18 protein-coding genes and 1 pseudogene are annotated in these 16,845 nt (G+C 57.2%); 4 read left to right on the top strand and 15 right to left on the bottom strand.

Annotated elements, in window-relative coordinates:
- Positions 1-20: 20 nt before the first annotated feature.
- The 9 genes from ASD00_RS19870 to ASD00_RS19910 all read right to left on the bottom strand — a co-directional run bounded on the left by ASD00_RS19870 (position 21) and on the right by ASD00_RS19910 (position 11,475).
- Complete coding sequence (locus tag ASD00_RS19870) at positions 21-1,295, bottom strand: aminotransferase class V-fold PLP-dependent enzyme (protein ID WP_057208529.1); 1,275 nt, start codon at positions 1,293-1,295, stop codon at positions 21-23.
- Positions 1,296-1,417: 122 nt separating this feature from the next.
- Entirely contained in the window at positions 1,418-2,545 is a 1,128-nt protein-coding gene (locus ASD00_RS19875) for a serine hydrolase domain-containing protein (protein ID WP_057208530.1), read from the bottom strand.
- A gap of 243 nt (positions 2,546-2,788) precedes the next feature.
- Positions 2,789-3,580, bottom strand: coding sequence for an ABC transporter permease (locus ASD00_RS19880; RefSeq protein ID WP_057208531.1), 792 nt, complete (start codon positions 3,578-3,580; stop codon positions 2,789-2,791).
- A complete protein-coding gene (locus ASD00_RS19885) occupies positions 3,580-4,470 on the bottom strand; it encodes an ABC transporter permease (protein ID WP_057208532.1) in 891 nt (296 codons plus the stop codon). Before ASD00_RS19885 ends, ASD00_RS19880 begins: the two co-directional genes overlap by 1 nt.
- Positions 4,470-5,567: an ABC transporter ATP-binding protein gene (locus ASD00_RS19890; RefSeq protein ID WP_057208533.1), complete on the bottom strand. Its 1,098-nt coding sequence runs from the start codon at positions 5,565-5,567 to the stop codon at positions 4,470-4,472. Before ASD00_RS19890 ends, ASD00_RS19885 begins: the two co-directional genes overlap by 1 nt.
- Before the next feature lie 8 nt (positions 5,568-5,575).
- A complete protein-coding gene (locus tag ASD00_RS19895; RefSeq protein WP_057208534.1) occupies positions 5,576-6,613 on the bottom strand; it encodes an ABC transporter substrate-binding protein in 1,038 nt (345 codons plus the stop codon).
- Positions 6,614-6,648: 35 nt separating this feature from the next.
- Positions 6,649-8,058: an aldehyde dehydrogenase family protein gene (locus ASD00_RS19900; RefSeq protein WP_057208536.1), complete on the bottom strand. Its 1,410-nt coding sequence runs from the start codon at positions 8,056-8,058 to the stop codon at positions 6,649-6,651.
- Between the two features lie 112 nt (positions 8,059-8,170).
- Complete coding sequence (locus ASD00_RS19905; protein ID WP_057208599.1) at positions 8,171-9,097, bottom strand: helix-turn-helix domain-containing protein; 927 nt, start codon at positions 9,095-9,097, stop codon at positions 8,171-8,173.
- Positions 9,098-9,207: 110 nt separating this feature from the next.
- Positions 9,208-11,475, bottom strand: coding sequence for a cytochrome P450/oxidoreductase (locus ASD00_RS19910; RefSeq protein ID WP_057208537.1), 2,268 nt, complete (start codon positions 11,473-11,475; stop codon positions 9,208-9,210).
- Between the two features lie 113 nt (positions 11,476-11,588).
- On the opposite strand from ASD00_RS19910, the gene ASD00_RS19915 reads away from it, so the two are divergent.
- From ASD00_RS19915 to ASD00_RS19925, 3 genes are all read left to right on the top strand, one after another.
- Entirely contained in the window at positions 11,589-12,284 is a 696-nt protein-coding gene (locus tag ASD00_RS19915; RefSeq protein ID WP_162249739.1) for a helix-turn-helix domain-containing protein, read from the top strand.
- A 291-nt stretch (positions 12,285-12,575) separates the two neighbouring features.
- Complete coding sequence (locus ASD00_RS19920; RefSeq protein WP_057208540.1) at positions 12,576-12,764, top strand: type II toxin-antitoxin system HicA family toxin; 189 nt, start codon at positions 12,576-12,578, stop codon at positions 12,762-12,764.
- A gap of 5 nt (positions 12,765-12,769) precedes the next feature.
- On the top strand, positions 12,770-13,210 hold the full coding sequence (locus ASD00_RS19925) for a type II toxin-antitoxin system HicB family antitoxin (protein WP_057208541.1): 441 nt from the start codon (positions 12,770-12,772) through the stop codon (positions 13,208-13,210).
- 162 nt (positions 13,211-13,372) lie between these two features.
- On the opposite strand, the gene ASD00_RS19930 is transcribed toward ASD00_RS19925, so the two are convergent.
- Positions 13,373-14,029, bottom strand: coding sequence for an HlyD family efflux transporter periplasmic adaptor subunit (locus tag ASD00_RS19930; RefSeq protein ID WP_057208542.1), 657 nt, complete (start codon positions 14,027-14,029; stop codon positions 13,373-13,375).
- On the bottom strand, positions 14,023-14,220 hold the full coding sequence (locus ASD00_RS19935; protein WP_057208544.1) for a hypothetical protein: 198 nt from the start codon (positions 14,218-14,220) through the stop codon (positions 14,023-14,025). The genes ASD00_RS19930 and ASD00_RS19935 overlap by 7 nt, the downstream gene beginning before the upstream one ends.
- An 11-nt stretch (positions 14,221-14,231) precedes the next feature.
- On the opposite strand from ASD00_RS19935, the pseudogene ASD00_RS19940 reads away from it, so the two are divergent.
- A pseudogene (locus tag ASD00_RS19940) lies at positions 14,232-14,813 on the top strand (DUF3363 domain-containing protein); the annotation flags it as partial.
- Positions 14,814-14,870: 57 nt separating this feature from the next.
- On the opposite strand, the gene ASD00_RS19945 reads toward ASD00_RS19940, so the two are convergent.
- The 4 genes from ASD00_RS19945 to ASD00_RS19960 form a co-directional block, all read right to left on the bottom strand.
- On the bottom strand, positions 14,871-15,335 hold the full coding sequence (locus ASD00_RS19945; RefSeq protein ID WP_057208546.1) for a cupin domain-containing protein: 465 nt from the start codon (positions 15,333-15,335) through the stop codon (positions 14,871-14,873).
- Between the two features lie 461 nt (positions 15,336-15,796).
- Entirely contained in the window at positions 15,797-16,063 is a 267-nt protein-coding gene (locus ASD00_RS39025; protein ID WP_057208548.1) for a hypothetical protein, read from the bottom strand.
- Positions 16,039-16,350: a LysE family transporter gene (locus tag ASD00_RS39030; RefSeq protein ID WP_057208549.1), complete on the bottom strand. Its 312-nt coding sequence runs from the start codon at positions 16,348-16,350 to the stop codon at positions 16,039-16,041. Before ASD00_RS39030 ends, ASD00_RS39025 begins: the two co-directional genes overlap by 25 nt.
- A gap of 43 nt (positions 16,351-16,393) precedes the next feature.
- Positions 16,394-16,795 carry a DUF2000 domain-containing protein gene (locus ASD00_RS19960; protein ID WP_057208551.1) on the bottom strand — a complete coding sequence of 134 codons (402 nt, stop codon included), beginning with the start codon at positions 16,793-16,795 and terminating at the stop codon, positions 16,394-16,396.
- Positions 16,796-16,845 lie beyond the last annotated feature (50 nt).

Raw genomic sequence — 16,845 nt, forward strand, 5'->3', positions numbered from 1 at the left:
CAGGCCAACCGAACTTATGCCTAGTAGGTGCGTTCCTTAAATGCACCCAGTTTGCCAGAGGTTCTAACCTCGTTCACCGCCCGGCGAATTTCCCCTAGATAGTCGTCTACAAACGGCAGGTGCGATGCCACCACACCTTGATGAATTCCCAATGGCTCGCGCATCCTGCCCCTGATCCAGCCGCGAGCTTCCAAGATGTCAGCGACCGCCATGATATCCACGGCCGGGTCCGTCGAGACGAAGCAGAACAGATTACCCTCGCCATAGGGCTCCAGAGCTTTCAGACCATCGATCTGATTGACACCACTGATCAGATCCATGGTTGCCTTCATAGTGTCGCTGGTCGCTCGCTCATAACCTTTGCGACCGAGATATTGCATGATCGCCCATGCCGACGCGACTGATCCGGCGGGCTTAGAGCCACCGAACGTTGGCGTCCAATAGGTACCGCGCGGCCAGTCGCTGAATTCAAATGCCTCGTATTTCTGGACGGCCGCATCTCGGTAAATTATGAGACTGGCACCTTTCACGGCGTATCCGAACTTGTGAATATCGGCTGAGAGGCTTGTCACGCCGGGCAAAACCATATCCCATTCAGGGATGGCATAGCCCAGTGATTTGGCGAAGGGCGAGATGAATCCACCCCAGCAAGCATCAACGTGAAGCCAGAGATCTTTTCTAAGGGCGAGATCGGAAATCTCTTCCAATCGGTCGAATAGACCAAACGGATAACTCGGGGCGGACGCGTAAAGCATGATTGTTCGCTCATCGGTCGCCGCTTCCATCGCCGCCGCTGTCGCTCGATACTCACTGTCCAGCGGCGTGCGGCGAACTTCAAGGTCGAGGATCTGAGCCGCCTTATCGAGCGCGGGATGTGCGTTGATCCCCGCGACAACATTGAAGTTGCCTCGAGGTTCTCCACGAAGAGCTCGCGCTTGATCACGGCATGTCTTTACCGCCTGGAAGACACTCTCCGTCCCACCGCTTGTAAAGGATGCACCCGCCCCAACCGGAGCGTTGAACAGATCGAACCCCATGGAGAAGATGTCCGCCTGCATCTGGTCTATGCTGGGAAAAACCAGGCCAGCGCCGAGCGCATTCTCGACAATGTATTTGGCGTAGGCCTCGGTCTGCTTTTCCAACAGATCGTCATCAACATAGTATGTGTAGGACGGCAAACGACCGCGACGCCAGTCGGCATCATTTGTCTTCATCGCATCCAGCTTGGCGGCCAGCTCTTCCCAGGCGACCCCATCCTGCGGAAGCTTCATTCCGCTTGCAGGTTGCTGCGACATCTTTTCTCTCCTTTTTCTATTTGTCTGGTGAGGTAGGCAGATGCGGCGCTACCGCATCTGCCTACCTCGGCGTGCCTGAGTTGGCGCTTAGTGGCGCCACTTAGCATTTCCGGTTCCCGTCACTATTTGACGCCAACCGTTCCTGCCTCAATACCTTCCACGATCTCAGCCACACGCGCGACGATTGGGTCTCGCTTGCTATCGACTTGCCCCATGCTCAACGCCAACGCTAAATCGATATCCGGGCAATAGATGAGCTGAACCCCCCAGAAGCCACCGTGGTCCAGACATGTTCTCTTCCCAAACTTACCACGATACAGCAGCGGTGGCGGATCTTCCCCTGTAACCGGCAGCTGGCCGACCAGGCCTGCGGTCAGTGTCGTGTCCTTCTCAAACATTTTGCCGGTTAAGAGAGGCCGCACGAACTTCACTAGATCACCGACCGTCGATACAATTCCGCCGCCGCCATAAAGATCCATCGAAGGATCTGCATCGGTGATATCCATCTCGCCACGATACTGATGTGCACGTCTTTCATCCGTCGGTGGCGTCTGAAATTTCTCGAAATAGGTCGAGTTAAGTCGCCATTTCTTGAAAGCAAGCTGGTCTGCAACCGCCTTGTGGAGTGGCTCGCCCGACACATGCTCAATGATCTGCCCTAGGACAACGTAGCCGGTATCCGAATACTCGTATTTCTCGCCGGGTTTCCCGATGGGTTTGGCAAAGGTGACAGCGAACTGTACCTGTTCTTCCGGCGTCCAGACGCGGTTGAGGTTGGAGAAGACCTGATCAAAATACTCGTCGGTTTCGGCAAAATTGCCGATGCCACTCGTATGGGTCAAGAGCTGATGAATTGTGATTGCATCCAGATCATATCCGCCACTCTCTAGGATCGCCCCAATCTTCGGCGGGACGAGGTTCTTAATGGGCTGGAAAAGACTAAAGTGCCCCCCTTCCATGAGACGCAGAACGGTTGCCGCGGTGTACACTTTAGTGACGCTCGCCACGCGGAAGGCGTCAGTCACGCGAAGTGGGGTCGGTTCACCGTGTTTCAACAACCCCGCAGCACCGGACCATTCTATGCCGAGAGCGGGAGAACTGACCGCCATGACAACGCCGGGAATGCCGGCATTCTGCGCTACGACCTCTTCGACGATCTGTTGAAACATGGCAGGCGCCACTTGCTTCTTGGCATGTGCTGGCGCCATCATTGCAATGGACATGGCAAAGACAATCCCAATTTTATTCATGTGTGTCCTCCCTTTTTTTGACGCCAATGGCGTCCCCCCTTGGCCAAGGCTCACTGCGTGCATATCCAGCAAGGGCCTCCCTTCGCAGGGCGCCTCGAGCCTCACAGAAACCAAAGCGTCAGCCGAATGGCTTGACGCATCCAAGTGCGCCAACTTGTGCGCTGTTGGCTTGGACCGGACCGTCGGTATGATTGGACGAACCCGTCAAGGGAAAGAAGACTTCCCTTGCTTCACTCCACTCCTTCAGCGCTCGCGTGCTCCAAAGAGCTGGAGCACCACAGCCACCGAAATTGACAGCACAATGAATAGGCTTGACACCGCTGCGATCGTTGGATCGACCTGGTCTCTCAAACTAGTAAACATTAGCTTGGAAAGGGTGGACTTGCTTCCGTTTGTGACAAACAACGAGATGACTGCCTCATCGAATGAAGTCAGAAAAGCGAGTAGTGTACCGCTCGCAACAGCAAACCGGACCTGCGGTGCAACAATCATGAAGAACGCCCTGATCGGCCGCGCACCAAGGCTTTCCGCCGCATGGACCTGGGCAAGGTCGAACGTTTTCAGCCTTGAGAACACCACAACAGTAACGAATGGAATTGCCATCATGACATGGGCAAGTATCAAGCCCGGCACCGAGTTGATTATGCCAATCCTCGCGTAAAGATAGAATACACCCACCGCGATCAGGATGACTGGAACCGAGAGTGGTAGGGAAAGGATAAGCAGCAACACTGCCGGCGCCTTGTGCTCGCTGAGGCGGATACCATAGGCTGCTGCCGTTCCAAGAATGGTGGCTACAACAGCGGTCGAAGTCGCCGTAACGAACGAGATCCAAGTGGCGTTTCGCCAAGTTGGCGAAGACAAGTATGCTTCATACCAGCGTAGCGAATAAGCCTTGGGCGGAAACTCAAGAAAGTCGGCGGCGGAGAACGACATCTGGACGACAATGAGTGTCGGCAAGAGGAGAAAGGCGATGATCGCTCCACCAACGGCGAACAGCACAATGCGATGGCGAAGTTCAAGAAGTTCGAACATCAGTGTTTTCTCCATGCGCGAGCGCCGATCCATCCAAGGCTCAACACGGCAAGGGTCAGGACAACAAGTGCAACACCAAGTGCGCTGGCCGGCCCCCAATTGGAGTTCATAACGGCGGTCCGCTCTACAAGTTGTGCCACCATCATGACACGTCCCCCGCCAAGCAGAACCGGCGTGATGAAGAAGCCGAGGCAGAGCACGAAGATGAAACAGACCCCCGAGAGCAATCCCGGCAGCGACAAAGGCATGAAAATCCGACGAAACACCACGGCCGGCTTCGCACCCATGCTCGCAGCTGCTCGGATAAGAGATGGGTCAATCGTGCGCATGCTGGAATAAAGAGGCAGCACCAGAAACGGCAGCATGATATGTGTCATTCCAATAATGGTGCCCGCCCAATTGTACATCAACGGCAGTGGCTGTTCGATAATGTTCAGGTTCTGCAGCATCGCGTTGACCCCGCCGCGACGCGCCAGAAGAACCATCCACGCATATGTCCGCACGAGGATCGAGGTCCAAAACGGAATGACTACCATCAAGAGACCAATGCTTGCCAGGCGCGGAGGCAGGACCGACAGCATGAAGGCTACCACATAACCAAGTACTCCGCAGATGAGGGTGACTGCAAGGCTGATCTGCAATGTGGTACTGAAGACACGTAGGATGCTGGGCTCGCTTGCTATTGCAATGTAGTTTGCCAGCGTTACGTTGCCGTTGTTGTCCAACAACGAAAGCAACGCAAGCCAGCAGAACGGCGCGACCAGCAAAAGAAGTACGAGCAGCAGAGCCGGTGCAATTAGCAGGTGCTTGCCCTTAACCCACTGCCGCGAAGCGCTCGATGCAATTGATTTCTTGGACGCCGACGTGTCGAAGTGAAGTACGCTCGTCATCACGCCTCCAACACCAAAGTGTCATTGACATGCAAGAGCAAGTTCGCCTGAGATCCGACCAGCGGCATTAGCATGCGGTTTTCAGCTGTCGCTGGAAGCCGGACCGGAATCTCCTGGCCCGTACTTAGGCGTGCGAAAATAACGAAACTGTCTCCCTGATAGACGCTTCCCGTAATCTTGGCAGGAATGGCGTTGGTATCTGGTGACCGCTGGTCTTCACCGCCAAAGGTTAGGTTTTCCGGGCGCAGAAGAAGTAACCCTCGCCGCAATTTCGGCTCGACCTCCGCCAGCCTTAGTTCCACACCATCGATACTTGCTTTGTTTCCCGAAACGGATGCGGGGACAAGCGCAGATTCGCCAATGAAGCTTGCGACAAATGGGGAATTCGGCCTCTGATATAGATCGATGGGAGTGCTAATCTGTTCTATTTTGCCGCTCCTCATGACCGCGATCCGATCGGACATAGTCAGCGCCTCGCGCTGATCATGGGTCACCGAAATGATCGTCATCTTCAAGCGCGTGTGCAGTCCGCGAAGTTCGAGCTGCATTTGTTCGCGCAGATTTTTGTCGAGCGCTGACAAAGGCTCATCCATCAACAGGATCGGCGGCTCAAAAACAATTGCTCGGGCAAGGGCCACGCGTTGCTGTTGTCCCCCTGACAATTCATTAATCTTCCGCGACCCGTAAGAAGCAAGTCCCACAAGATCAAGCGCGCCCTCGGCCTTACGCTTAGCATCGTTCCCCTTAATGCCGCGCACTCCGAGCGGAAACATCACATTTTGCAGGACCGACATATGCGGGAAAAGTGCGTAGTTCTGAAATACCATACCTAGGTTGCGGTCGTAGGCCGGTGTTCCAATGACCTGCCGCCGCCCGAGATAGAGGCATCCGGAGTCGGGCTGAACGAAACCGGCAAGCACCATGAGAAGTGTGGTCTTGCCCGAGCCTGACGGTCCGAGCAGGGTGAGAAACTCACCCTGCTCGACTTGGAACGACACATCGTCAAGAACGGAAAGGCGACCATAACGCTTGCAGAGACCTTCGCCCTTGACGGCCAGATGGTCAGACCCAGCTGTGTGTCTGTATAGTTCGCTCATTAGTTTTCTCATTCCTGCATAAAGGCATCCCACATCGGCTGTATCTTCGCCAGATTGTCGGCCCACCACTCGTCATCGGTTCTAAATTGAAGAGATAGATTCTCTGCAGACGAATTGATGGATTTCATCTGCTCAGGCGTGATCCTGCCTGTCTCGAAGGCCCTGCTGTTGATCGGACCGTAATCGATCGCTTTCGGGATTGCAGCTTGGATATCTGGTCGCAGCAGATCGCCGATCGTTTGCATTGCCAGGTCCCGGTTCTTCGCCCCCTTCGGAACGGCAAGACAATCGATGCCAAGCAACGCCTGATTATATGTAAACGCGGCCTGAGCGCCACTAGCGATGACCGTCGATGCCCTTCCGCTCCAGATCGGCAGCAAATCAACCTCGCCGTCGTTCAGAAGTTGAGCGGCCTGCCCACCGCTCGACCACCAGACCGTGATGTACGGCTTGATCTGACGCAGCTTTGCAAACGCGCGTTCTAGATCCAAAGGATAGAGATCTTCTCCCTTCACGCCGTCTGCCAGTAGGGCAATCTCCAACATTTGGTAGGGGTTATTCCACATTGCACGATTGCCTGGGAATTTTTCAATGTCCCAGAGATCGGCCCATGTTTTCGGGCCCCCATTACTATATTTTTCTGTGCTGTAGGCCAGAACGGTCGAGGCGTAGGCCGGACCACCAATCCAGTTTGGCCGGACAAGTGCCGGATCCACGCCCTCGGCATTGATCTTTCCGTAGTCGAGCTGCTCGAACAGTGACTGTTTTGCGCCCATGGCGCAGTCTAGCCCGGTAACATCAATGAGATCGATCGCCACCGCGCCGGCGTCAACCTGTACCTTGATTTCGTTCAAACCATTCAGCGTTACTTCGGCGATGGTTAGCCCGCGCTCTTGTGCGATCGGCTGCACCGCGGCCTTCGAGAGAGCGGCTCCCCATGCTCCCCCGTAAGTGGCAAGTGTCAAATCCTCAGCCATGGCCTGAGAACACGCTCCGCACTGCAACATGACGACCAGCGTCACCAATGACGCGCGATTGAACATCATTTAGTTCCTCCTCTCCTTGACGACTCTCCCCAGCCTTAGCTGAAGATGACCTGGATATCGGTGTATTCCTTCATGCCTTCATCCGCGAACTCGACGCCGAAGCCAGAACCTTTCACTCCTCCGAAGGGGGCATTCGGTTGAATCGCGGCATGTTTGTTGATCCAGACAGACCCGCATTCCATCCGCGCAGCGACTTTCCTTGCGGCAGCAATATCCGAGGACCAGACCGAGCCGCCAAGACCAAATTCGCTATCATTGGCCATTCGCAACGCGTCTTCGACATTGCTGTACTTGATGATCGGCAAGGCCGGGCCAAACTGCTCCTCGTCGACAAGTGGATCGCCATTGGAAAGACCCGCAATAATCGTTGGAGGGAAAAACAGACCCTCCGCAGGCTCTCCCCCCAACAGCACTTTACCGCGCGCCTTAGCGTCCGCCACCAAGCGTGAAACCTTCGCGAACTGCATCGGATTCTGGATAGGGCCCAGCAAGGTCGGTTCCAATGCGCCGTCACCCACCGGAATTCCCCTAGCAAACTCAACGAGTTCGTCGCAGACGGCATCGTGGATAGATTCGTGCACATAGAGTCGCTTTATCGCAGCGCAGGTCTGTCCATTGTTGATAAACGCGCCCCAAAACAAGCCCTCGGCGATCTCGGCAGGATTTGCATCCGGCAGAACGATTGCGGCATCATTGCCACCAAGCTCGAGAGTTAGGTGCTTTATCGTCTCGGCGGCGGAACGCATGACCTTCTGACCGGTTGCGCAAGATCCAGTGAAAACGACCTTCTTCACATCGGGGTGGGCGGCCATAGCAGCCCCAAGGTTGAACTGCCCACTATCATCTCCCGTGACCACGTTGACTACGCCAGGAGGAAGCACCTCATTCATGATTTCGACCAGGCGTATCGTCGAAAGGGGCGTAAGCGGCGAAGGTTTGATGACAACTGTGTTGCCGGTGCGCAGTGCTGGCATGATATGCCAGATCCCAATCATAACCGGGAAATTCCAGGGCGTAATCGACCCCACTACACCGAGCGGCTTACGATGAAGCTCGACCAGGCCATGCTGATTGTCTTGCAGCACCTTGACCGGCAATGAAAGCCCTGCGGTATGGCCCGCCCAGGCCAGTGCTCCGCCCATCTCCCAACGCGAACCCATGCCGTTCAACGGCTTGCCCTGTTCGAGTGTAATCAGCCGCGCCAGCTCCTCAGCGCTTGCCTTAATATGTTCCGTTACCGCGATGCACGCAGCTTGCAAGGCGTCATCGCTCTTTGCGGACCAGGCAGGAAACGCGGCCTTCGCAGCTGCAATGGCCCTAGCCAAATCCTCCTCACCCATGGCCGGAGCGCGACCGATCTCGATGCCGTTGGCAGGGTTCACTACTCCAAAGCTACTTTGGGCGACTACTGGCTTCCCGTCGATGATGGCACTGTGCACTGTCATTTTGTCTCCTCCAACATTTTCTACACAGGGTGTGGAACATTCAGCTGTGTAGGTTATGCCTTAAGAGTGGATCAGGCTTGGACACTGCCGTCGTCAAAATTGGACTAACCCGTCAGCAACTATGCACAACGTCACCCGGCGTTACCGCGTATTTTTTCCTAAACTCGCGATAAAAATGGGAAAGATCGTTGAAGCCTGCGTCATATGCAATCGGAGCGATACCATCCGGAACCTTCCTCTCCCCTAGAGCCTTGAGGCGGGCATGCGCAAACTCAAGCCTTCGGTTTAGCAACCGCCGACTGGGCGTTTCGCCGAGAGGTTGGAAATGGCGCTGGAGCATACGTTCGGGCACGTTGAGCTGGCGCGCGAGATCGCTCGGCCGGAAAGCCGGATTCAGGTAATAGCGGTCGATAAGGGCAAGCGCCCTGGACAGCAACGTTTCGCTCGGCTTTGCAGCATCACCACGCGCAATACCATGAAAGTATGCGCCGAGCAGATTCATCAGTGCCTCGTTGAGCTGCGGCGCAGGCAACCTTTCGCTGGCCAACTTGATCAAGACCGCCCTTATTGCCGACCAAAGAGCATCGTCGCGCCTGATGTCAATGCCGTTCAGACAGGCCTTGCCCAGACGATGGAACATCTCTTCGCGAGGCAAATGCAGGGTCATCTGATTCGAGCGGACACCATTGTAGACGAAGGCAGATGGTCGAACGGAATCGACCAGAAACATGTCCCCGACTTCCAGAGGGACGGATCGCTCGCCTTGGTCGATCCGGCAGCTGCCTTGATCCTGTATGATCAGGAATAGGTGCTCTCCGGGGTCCTTGCGAATGGAATTCGCATCTCTTCTGACGTACTTTGCGTCCAGGGATACGACAGCTGTATCGAAGTGTCCGACACGGATTCTCGAGAAGTTGCCTGCTACCATACCGGTGCGCGACATAGGCTCCAGATGAAAAATCCCACAATTTTTGTATATTTCGGCTTGTAGCGTTTCAACCGCTATAGCCCTGTGTACTGGCGTGCTCAGCGTTTCCATTTTTCCCTCCCTTTTGGATCGCACCGCATGTTGCAAACTGAAAAGCGGCTGGCACTCACCGACCTCCCCTCCCGGAGGCAAGTTCAAGGCGCAAGCCAGCGCCGTTTCAATCATAGATTAAGTTTGAGCGCTCCTTTGCCACGAGAACAACATGCCATCATGCGATCCTGTCGCCGACGCTCATCCCCAGACAAAACCCGATCACGGTGATCAATCTCGCCCCCGGCCACACTGACCTCACAGCTACCACATAACCCCTCACCGCAGTCATACGGCACGTCCAATCCAGCCGCGTTCAGAACTTCTAAAAGCGTCCTGTCTTGCGCAACAGTCAATGTGACTCCGCTGTTGACGAGTTCGACATCGAAGGCTTCCTCCACGTGGGGCTCGCGGATCGCGCTTAAAGGTGCAAAATGCTCAACGCGAAGGCTGACTTCGTCCTTTCCTTGGACGAGAAGCGCCAGCATGTCGAGTAGCCTGCTCGGGCCGCAAGCGCATACTTCCGCACCGGCGGGCAGCTCATTAATCAGCGATGACAGGCTGAGCCTCCCTGTCTCGCCCGAGACATGGATGATGGCACAATCGCCGTGGCATGAGACCTGCTCCGTAAGAGCCATTTGCTCGCGTTTCCCGACAAGATACACCAGCCGATACGGCTTTCCAGCAATCCGTAGTGCATCGGCCATGGCAATGATCGGCGTGATTCCGATGCCGCCCGCAATCAATAGATGGGTCGAAGCCTCCGGATCAAACCGAAAGAAGTTCTTCGGCCCCCGCATGGCGATCTCCATACCGGGCCTCAGGTTTTCGTGTAGCCATTTCGATCCACCCCGCCCCTCTGCCTCAAGCTGAATCGCAAGGGTGTAAATTTCCGCCTCAGCGTGTCCGCACAACGAATACTTTCGTCCCTCACCATTCGGCAACATCAATTCCACATGCGATCCCGGCGACCATCGTGGAAGCACGTCACCATTCGCCGCTGCGAGAGACACCGTGATAATGTCGCGCGCTTCTGTATCACGCCGCGTAACTACCATCGACCGGACTAGGGACTTAACATCGGGTCCACCGATTCGGAAAACCGTCGGGACCGTCGCTTCCGGCTCCGCTTCGAGATCCCATTCAACCCAAAGCGCCTGCGGACCGCGGAAGGACGTGTTTGGCAGATACGAAAACTGTTGTCTGGCCAAACGCAGACCCGGAATGCGCCTGGTCAGGGTTTCGATAAAAATGCACATCTCCATCCGAGCAAGGTTCTTACCTAGGCATTGATGCGCCCCGTAACCAAACGTCAAATGCTCCGATGAGTTGTCACGGTAGACATCCCACTCGTCTGGGTTTTCGAAATGGTCCGGATCGTGGTTGGCCGAGGCTGTGACAACGAATAACTTGGCGCCCTCTGGAATTCTTATACCGCCCAACGTCACTTCTTGTGTCGTTTGGCGCCGCCAAGCCACAATTGACCCGGAATGTCGCAAGCATTCCTCGACAGCAGCTGGAACAAGCGCCGGGTTTTCGCACAGCTTCTGCCAGCGAACGGGATCCGAGAGTAGCAGTTTTATCGCATTTGCGGAGGCTAAGGATGTTGTTTCATGTGCCGCGACTAAAATCGCCATGATCATGGAATGCAAGAAGTTGTCGGTCACAACCTCCGGCGCAATTCGATTCTTGGCGATCATATCGTACATCCAGCCTTCACCGGATGGATTGGCGATCATCTTGCTGAGCACCTTGCCTGAGTACACCCAGAATTGCCCAACAGCATTTGCCACTTCAAGTTGCTCATCTGGTGTTGGCCGACCCCAAATATTCACGGTGTGGGCCGCAGAGAAACGTCGCAACGTTTCTTTGTCTTCATCTGGCACTCCTAAAAACTGAAGTGCAACCGTCAGCGGAACGTCCCAGAGAAGTTCGTCGACGAGATCCACGCGTCCTCGCTGGAGAAAGCCGTCTACCCTATCCTGAACGATCTGTTGAACTGCCGTGCGATGGCGCTCCAGTTGGGCTGGAGTGAAAGCGTCCAAAAGTAATCTCCGGCGCTCCATATGCACCGGCTCAACTTCGTTCACGAGCGTCCGGTCCATCTCGTAATTGTAGGACTTTAGGATGGCCAAAGCTTTTTCGGGCGCAGGGATAATTTTCTCGAGAACATTGTACGCTGAGAATGTGATCGGGTCCTTGAAAATGGCTTTGATGTCCTGATACCGGCTGACGATCCAATGTCCCATGGCCTCGGAATAGAAGACAGGCTCACCCTCCCGAGAGAAGCGCAGAGCCTGTGCGGGGTCAGCCTGATAATCGGCACCGAACATATCGAAATTGCGGGCCTGCCGCGAAAACGGGCAGTGGCTTTCCGTGCCACTAGATGAGGAAATCATGCTCACTCCCTGAAACTCACAAATTTTTCACTTGGCTTTGTGCTATTATCGCACATAGTGTACGATATTAGATACATACATGTGAGTCCGCGTCAATTGGTGCTGTCAACACCGTGAAGAAGAGACTAGAAGCCAATGAGAAATTGCGGAGAAGGATCGTGGTCGCACAATTACAAACTTTGGAGCGTGGTCTCAGAGCTCTCGACATTGTTGCCTCGTCGCAGCACCGCCTATCGATCGCACAGCTAGCAAAAGAACTCGGCGTTCATCGCACTATCGCCTACCGTATCGTCCACACGCTGCAGACAGCCGGATACATCCACTCGGACATCTCCGAGGGGCTTCATCTCGGCAAAGCCATCCCAGCCCTTTTTGGGGCGGTAAGCGACGAGCTGCCCCCTAGCACCCAAGCCATTCTCGATGAGTTGTCGAGCCGTACCTTGGCGACTTCCGCTATCGTGTTCGCTGATGGAAATGACTGTGTGGCACTGCGGGTCGCGGCCCAAAATGACGGCCCCGTCCAGGTCTCCTATCGACTCGGCAGGCGCCACTCGATCACACAGGGAGCATCAGGGATCGCACTATACTCGCTCCGCGCCCCGCACCCCGACGACCCAGAGCCCGTGCTTGAGGCGCGGAGAACAGGCTATGCCTATTCGTGCGGTGCAATTCAACAAGGCGCGAGCGGAGTTTTTGTACCCATCGCCGAACTCAACATGGCCGTTGGCGTCGTTGCAATGCACGCGCTCGATCCTGAAGCTGTCCTGCCGGCGCTACGCGGCGCAAGAGAGAGGCTGATTCGCAGTTGACGGCGGGCTGGTTGAGCAAACATCGAGGTCGCGGCCTGGCGTGATGCCGAACTGCCGGCGGAAGGCCGTCGCGAAGTTGGCCGCGGGAATGGACCAGGCACATTTACCGGGCTGCCGGTTCCCGCGATACATTATGCGACTGTCGCGAATGGGAACAGGCTCGATCGTGAGGTATCCGTCGCGGATCGCTGGCCAACCGTAAACCTGCGAGCCCATTGTCGATCAAGTGTGAAACCGCCCATTGAGGCTGCGGACTTGCAACAATACACATTCGTGTGTATTGTCTGAACTATGAAGAGCGGTGACATCATTGCGGCCTTGCAAAAGGATGGCTGGTACGAGGTTGCCACCAAGGGCAGCCATGTTCAATTTAAGCATCCCGATAAACTTGGCCGCGTTACTGTTCCACACCCGAAAAGGGACATCCCGATCGGAACGTTGAAGAGTATCGAGAAACAAGCCGGACTCAAGCTGAGGTAACGAACATGCGCAATTATATCGGATTGATCCATAAGGATGCCGACAGTGATTACGGCGTGTCCTTTCCCGATTTTCCTGGCCTGATCACCGCGGGAACAGACCTCGACGATGCGCGAGCTATGGCCGAAGAAGCCTTGTCTCTACACATTGAAGGCCTAGCCGAAGACGGCGAAGCAATTCCCGAACCTTCCACACTGGAAGCGGTAATGGCAGACGCGGAGAACCAGGACGGTGTTGCAATTCTAGTTGGCGTCAAGGCTGAAGCCAAAAGAGCGGTTCGCGTGAATATTACCCTGCCGGAAGACGTCCTAAAGGCGATCGATGCATTCGCCGAAGCGCAAGGGCTGACCCGCTCGGGCTTCTTGGTTCGGGCCGCCAGGCATGAGATCGGCCACGCAAACGACGATCACAACGATATTTATGCAGAGGCGCGGCTAGGGGCCTGAACGGAACTCTGTCCATGCCCTCCCTCACCCCTTATAAGACGCTGATGGTCTGGTGATCGCACGTCCCTCTATTCGAGACGCTCTATTTCGCCTTTCACCGCTGCCCTGAATCGAGAGATCCGGGCGATCCAGCTTTCTCCGCCAGGAGCCATGCGGTACGCCTCACCTTTCCTTCATCGCCCCTGAAGCGACCTCAGCCAGCGGTGAGAACAAATACTCCAGGATGCGACGTTGTCCGGTTTTGATCTCGATGGTCACCGTCATGCCCGGCGCCAGCGGAACGGCTTTGCCATCGACCAGAATGTCGGTTTCGACTGGGTCGATGATCACGGGATAGACGAGGTTCTGCACACGCTGCGCATTGCTGACCGGAACGGCCGATTGCAGATTGCCGGACATTTCCTCAAGCTGGCGAGCGTCTGGTTGGGGGATGGCGTCGGTGGCGACACGGATCACCGTGCCGTGCAGAATGCCGTATCTGGTGAACGGCAAGGCCTCCACCTTGATGACGGCCTCGTCGCTCGCCTCGACAAAGCCGATGTCGCGGTTGGGCAGATAGGCTTCGATCTCCAGCTTCTGGTCGCTTGGCACGATCCGCATCAGTTCGGTGCCCGGCGTCAGCACCTGGCCAACGGTGGTGATCGCCGATGCCTGGACGATACCTGTTTCCGGACTGCGGATGGTCATGGCCGATAGCCGTCGGCTTGCCTTCGCCAGTTCCTGCACCGCTTGCTCGGCCTCGCGCATGGCTTCGGCGAGGCGCTGCATGTTTTCCGACTGGAGGGTGCTGAACTGGCTGTCCGCCTCCGACTTCAGCACATCGAGTGCGGTCCTTGCCTCCTGGTGCCCTTTTGGCTGACGAGGTCGCGCTCGGCCTCCTGCAGCGTTTCCTGGGCGTCGATCATCGCCGCCTTGGTGCCGGCCTCGACATCGACGAGCCGGCTGCGCATCGACACACGCTGAGACAAGGTGGAAACGAACGTCTGCTGGGCGGCAAAGGACGAGCGCACATAGGCGGCCAGCCGCTCTTCCCACTGCTGAGAATTTCGAGAGCCGCGCCGCTGCCTATGACGCCGGCCGCAATCGGCAGGCCAATATCCACAGCCTCTCCGCCGCCCGGCTGGAACAGCAGATCGGCGCGGGCGGCGCGACCTGGCTCGACCGGCGGCTTGTGTCAGCCGAGCCATCGGATCTCGTGCCCTCCGGCTTCGGCCAGCAGGTGCGCGAGGCGATGGACCGCCGCCGCGGGCACCATATCGACCGGGGTGACGCGGCCCGCCAGCCGAACGGCGGCATCGCCTATCGGCGCAATCTCCTCGCCACGCTGCGCGAGCGCGAGGTTGCCCGTGTCGGTGGAGAGCTGGCCGCGAGCAAGGGCCTGCCGTTCCGCGCCGCCGCCGACGGCGAGACCGTCACCGGCAAGTTCACCGGGACCCTCCAACTATCGAGCGGCAAGTTCGCCGTGGTCGAGCAGAGCCATGAGTTCACGCTTGTTCCGTGGCGGCCGGTCATCGACCGCCAGCTCGGCCGCGAGGTCAGCGGCATCGTTCAGAGCGGATCGGTGTCGTGTCAGTTGGGCCGGCAGCGGGGAATAGGCCGATAGCCTTCCAGCGACGACAACCCCTCAGCTTTGAAGCCAAGTCGCTGGGCGCAATTACCCTTAGCCGTAGGGGTTGGAAGCTGGATCACCACGTCCATCGGTCCAAACATCATCGGGAAGGGATCGGTACCTGAGACAAACTCGATTATGGTCCGGGTAGCTGATTACATCAACCGGGGCGCGGGTGCCGACGACGAGGCAACGGGTTGGCGCATCGCTTCTATTTTCAAGGAAGTGGCCGGTGGGTTCCCCTGCACCAAATGTCGCCGCGTCACCGGGATGAAGAAGGGTCTCCGTGTCGCCTTCGATCACAGTAACGGTCCCCTCCAGCACATAGACCATCTCGTCTTCGGACTTGTGCCAGTGCTTGAGGGAAGAACGCGACCCCGGAGATAGTATCTCGATGAAGGCCCCAAACTGCGTGAGGCCCCCGGCCTCGCTGATCCAGAGAACCCGGCTCGGCCCGCACACGCTTTCTTCAGAGATGTCCTCCGCTATCATTTTGCCGGGTGTTACGATTGCCATTATTTCCTCCTCTCCAGCTCTGCGGGGTCGAAACAGCAAGGTTCGGTTGCTGCCGTCCGCTTGCGATCTCGGGCGGTTATGCGCCTCAAGTCGGCACAACAATGTCAGCGCTTCGTATCCAGCCACGGCCCGATCACCAACCTCTTCCATCTTCGCCGCAAACGGACCAGCACTGCTGAACATCGCAAACTGCGAAACGCCGCTATGAACATGTGGCGCGAAATTACGCTGTCGACCGCTGCATAACTGGCAACAGGGTGACCATCCTCGGCCCCACTCAAGTTAAGACGACGCTAGAGCTTTTCCAGGGCCGCTATGAGCGTCACCTTCTGGAAGGTGTCGGCCATTTCCCGCAACGGGAGGCTTCGGCGCTGGTCAGCGAGGAAATCCTGCGGTTTTGCCGAACCTGATCGGGTCTGAACAAATGTATGGTCCGGTTGTCGCTCGTGGTGCGAAGGCTTTCACATGAACGTCCGGGCGAGCAGCCACGCGACCGAAAGCGCGAGCGCCAGCGCCATCAGCCGGTTGAACAGGCGCATCCGGCCCTGACCGATCCGCGCGCCGCCCCATGCCCATAGCGCGAGCGACAGCCAGCAGATCGCGCCGAACAGCGCGGCGAATACGACCAGCCCCATCGCGCGATCAGCGAGCGGCAGTACGAAGGCCGAGAGCGAGCAAAACACCGCAAGCCATGCCTTCGGGTTTAATCCCTGCACCAGCGCGCCCAACCAAAAGCCGGGAGCATGGTCGAGGTCTTGCCGCTCGACCTTGCCGTCATCGCGCGCGAGGCCCAAGCCATCCACAACAGATAGGCGCTACCGATCAGGGTCATCGGTCGGGCAAGCGCCAATATCCATCCGGTTCCCGCCAACATGCCCGTGCCGAAGGCAAGCAGGAGCACGAGGAAACTCGCGGTCGCCCCGGTAACGAAGGCCAGCGCGCGCGTTGCGCCGTAGCGTGCGCCGGTCATCGCACCGATGATGTTGACTGGCCCCGGCGTGGCCGAGGCGGCCACGCGAAACCGGACGTGGCAAGAAGCGTCTCGAAAGGCGGCATGGTCAGCGCAACAGCGGCAGGCGGCCGCAAAACCGGTCCACGGCCTTGCGGGGACCGCCAAGCAGGATCGCCTGCGGCGCGTGGTCGGCCAGCGGCGCGGCGGCGATGCGGGCGGTATAATCCGCATAGTCTCTCGCCTCGAAGGCCGAGCGCATATAGGCCAGCCGGATCGGTAAATCTCCGGCGGCAAGGAACAATGCGGGCAGGTCGGCGGCGGGCGCACCGAGAATCGGCAGGGCGACGCTGGTGATACCGGAAAGCGTCACGCCGTCCTGCGTGGGGGTCGCGGTCCCCACCAGCTCGGGACGCAACTGGCCGAGGCTCATGCCGAGGACGGCGGCGAAATTGGTCTTGAGGCCGAGGGGCAAATCTTCGGCAAGGATGACGACGGGCTTGAACGACATGAAGAACGGTCCTTTTTTCGGAACGCTCTGACATGGATCAGCCCGGCGAG

This window comes from Ensifer sp. Root31, from assembly GCF_001424825.1.
Taxonomy (GTDB): domain Bacteria; phylum Pseudomonadota; class Alphaproteobacteria; order Rhizobiales; family Rhizobiaceae; genus Ensifer; species Ensifer canadensis.